Here is a 3,372-nt window from a genome sequence, read left to right on the forward strand (position 1 = left end):
GTCATTGACGATGGTGCGAACACCGAGAGCCTTGCGAGCATCGGTTTTGGTTGCAAATTCGCCGCGCAGCCATCGGATCGCTGCCGATTTCAGCTCTTCATCGCCGGTTTCGTGCCCCTCCCAATACCGGCGGATCACCTGCGCGAAGTCGAAACCTCCGGTCAGTTCCTCGAAATGGGCAAGGCGCTGGCGAATGACCTCGTCTGTCGATTGTTCTTGAGCCTCGGCATCGTGCTGGGCCTGGCTGACAAACCGCTCGACAACACTTGGCAATGCACCGCCATCCGGCTTGGTGCGGGTGGCAAGGTTTCGCGCCATCTCTGCGTAGAGGCCCCGTGCTTGCCCGCCGGTCGCGTGGATGCGTCGATCCGGGGCAAGGTCGGCAAACATGACGACCAGTCCCTTTTCAAGCGCCACAAGCCGGATCAGGTTCATGAAGAAGGTCTTGCCGGAGCCATACTCGCCGATGATGAAACGAATGGCTGAACCGCCATCAGCGATCCGGTCCATGTCCTTGACGAGTTCCTCGATCTCACGCGCTCGTCCGACCTGGATGTGCCGAAGCCCCAATTTGGGAACAACACCGGCGCGTAGCGCCTGAACGATGGCGTCGCGTTCGCGCGGTTTCAGTCTCGACATGAATTAATCCCCCTTCGCCATCTCGGCTCTCAACGTATCGGCTATGTCCGGCGATACGTCATATCCGTCATATTCATCGAGCAAGGCCTCATCGAATCTATCGAAAGCCCACTCGTTGACTACCTCAAGCGCGCCAGATGGCATGAGGCCTTGCTTGCCGACGATCTCGTCAAACTCCTCGTCGGTCCAGTGTTCGCGCTGGATTATCTGCTCCACAAGCATCGCGTGCTTTGGATCGAGATCAGCCATTGATGATGGAAGAGCATGCGCTGCAATGACCTCATCGCTCACGTCTTCGGCGGTCGAGAAAATCTCGCCCAGAACGCTTGAAACGCGCTCGGTGTCATCTCGAATAGCGGCAATACGCGCTGCATCGAGCGAAGCAGCTTTGGCTTTTGGTTCATCCGGTATTTGTTCGCCCGGTGCTTCCGCTTCAGCGGCTTTGACGCGAACCGGGCCGTCTGGCACGTCGCCAGCATGGAGGTCGGCGTAAACGAGGCCAGCATCGATCCCGAGAGCCTTGTAGATCTTCTCGATGCAAGAAACTTCTTCAGATTGAATCACGCTGTCAGCGTGGGCTATCGCGACAACTGCCGCGCGCAGGGCTAGATGATGCTCAGCGTCCGCATCTTTCAGCTTGCTGCGCAGCCATGACATGTCTGGCGGAACATCGAGATACCATTCGAGGTTGGCGTGGAGACGCTTTCTTTCAAGCTCGGTCAGGCCGCTAACAGCGTCGATCTTTTCACGGAGTGCTCTGCGTTCGGCTTCCACAATTTTGCTGTCGGCATGTGCGACGAAGGTCGCCAGCGCTAGTTCAAACAATTCGGTTCGATAGGCCGGGGAGACGTCTTCAAGCTGTTCGATCGGCTCGCCGAGTTCGAAGATCACAACGGGTTCGTCGATCTTCGGTCCGCGCAGCGAGAATCTTGGGTCTGGAGCCATACCGAACCCGATACGGGCGAGTGCATCTGCTGCGCCAGTCAGGTTCCGCTTGCCGAGCTTCTCCGGCGTTTCTCCTTCCAGGCGCGAGATCACATCAAGTGCTGGGACCAGCCCGCCCGTCGCTACTTGCTCGCGCGCCCAACCCTTGAGTTCTTCCAACTCGTCCGACGGGAACAGACGCCACAGCTCAGCAGGTAGGAGCGCCTGTGCTTCAATGCTCCCGCGGCCATCTGGATTTCGTCCAAGATACCGGCTGAACTTATCGAGTTCATCCATCGCCTCATCTGCGATTTTTTGCGCTTTCTGTACCGGCGACCGCAAATCAGTAACGTCGGGGATCGCCACATCTCCGCCATCTCCTGCCGTGAGATTGACCGAGCAATTGAACTCGCTGGATGCAGCACGATAGTCCATTTTCAGAAGCTTGCGAGGCGTTCGAACCTTTAAGCCATCAGGATAAAGCGCGTCGAACTTCAATTTGAAAAGTGCCTTGAATTCGTTGCCGCAACGCTCGGCTGGAGTGCGAAGGCGTCGCTCTGGGTGGCAATGCAGCCAGAGATGCAGCCATTCGGCATCAAAGGCTTTGCCTTCGGCGATCATGCCGCCGAGCGCGAACTTCAGCGAAAATGGCAAATCCCAGCTACGGTTCTCAAGGATCGTCTGCTTAAGTGTCGCATCGTCCAAGGAGATGCCGCCCATCGCCATGATACGCGCGATGTCGAGAAACTCACCGAGATACCTTTGGGCGGAGTAATTGTGGGCGAAAAGAGCCTTCAGACGTTCCACCTCTGCAACGATTTCCTGCTTCTCATCGTCGGGTGGTTGGTCGATCAGAAACCTGCGCTCCAGACCATAGAAGAACAGGAACATGTAGCCTGGGTTGATCGTCCCATCTTGGCGACCACCAGCCAGCCAGTCGAGATAGGTGGCCCTGCACACGGCAGGAATGCTCGAGTACCCCGGCCAATATGACATGTTATCGCCATTCTTGTCAGACCCGGACCGCGCGACGGATAACGATGGGTCGATGTAGGCCCGACAGCTCTCGCCATAGTAAGATGAGCCAATACGTGGTGGTTTGCCGACGTAGACCATTCCATCGATCGTGCGATCTGCAATGGTGACGGATTGCCCTTTGCGCACCCAACCTTGCGACCTTGCCAGTGGCTTTTCCGTCGGCTTTTTGGGCTTCGAATGCTGATTTAGAAATTGGTTCGCCTGGCTTTGCCGGGTCTGCTTTTCAGCGGCCCTTCGCTCCGCCGCTGCTTCAAGTTCGGCTCTCGCTTGCTGCCCGGCCCGGATAAGCTCGGCATTATTCTGTCGCGGCTGGTATGCTCCGGGTTGGCTCGGTTGTTCGTCTTCTCTCCCCAGCGGGACAGGGCTATTTGCGAGTATCTCCCGCTCTGAGATTTTGGTTGCGCGACGCTTTTCGTACCACCAGATGAAAGCAATCGGCGCGAGGAGTGCGAACAATGCTTCAAGCGCATCGGGTAGACTGTCTAATGCAATTGCCGCGATTATTACGCAAACAAAGAAAGAGACGACGTAAAGCCCGATAATGCGGATGATTTTCCAGACAATCGACATACGCACTGCCTGCCATTTTGCGGATGAGAGGTCACGCTGATTTTCGCCGAGCGCATATTCGGTCAGCCGAGAAGTACTTTCTCCAGAACCTCAATCAGCTCTTTCCGCTTCTCAGACACCATCTTTTCCAGATTCCGCTGCTTCCACAAGACTGCTGGCAAGTGCCTTGCTTCCGGTATGCCGAGAAGTTCCCAGTCCGGT

Annotated in this window: 2 protein-coding genes; both read right to left on the reverse strand. The window is 56.6% G+C overall.

Translation table 11 applies throughout. The annotated features are described in order from the left end of the window. Nucleotides 1–639: BREX system ATP-binding domain-containing protein (locus tag ACIQ17_RS32325; RefSeq protein WP_398473642.1), on the reverse strand; the 639-nt coding region annotated here is incomplete at its 3' end. Between the two features lie 3 nt (nucleotides 640–642). Beyond that, nucleotides 643–3,171: a TerB N-terminal domain-containing protein gene (locus ACIQ17_RS32330; protein ID WP_398473643.1), complete on the reverse strand. Its 2,529-nt coding sequence runs from the start codon at nucleotides 3,169–3,171 to the stop codon at nucleotides 643–645. Nucleotides 3,172–3,372 lie beyond the last annotated feature (201 nt).

It is taken from the genome of Tardiphaga sp., assembly GCF_044340795.1.
GTDB lineage: Bacteria > Pseudomonadota > Alphaproteobacteria > Rhizobiales > Xanthobacteraceae > Tardiphaga.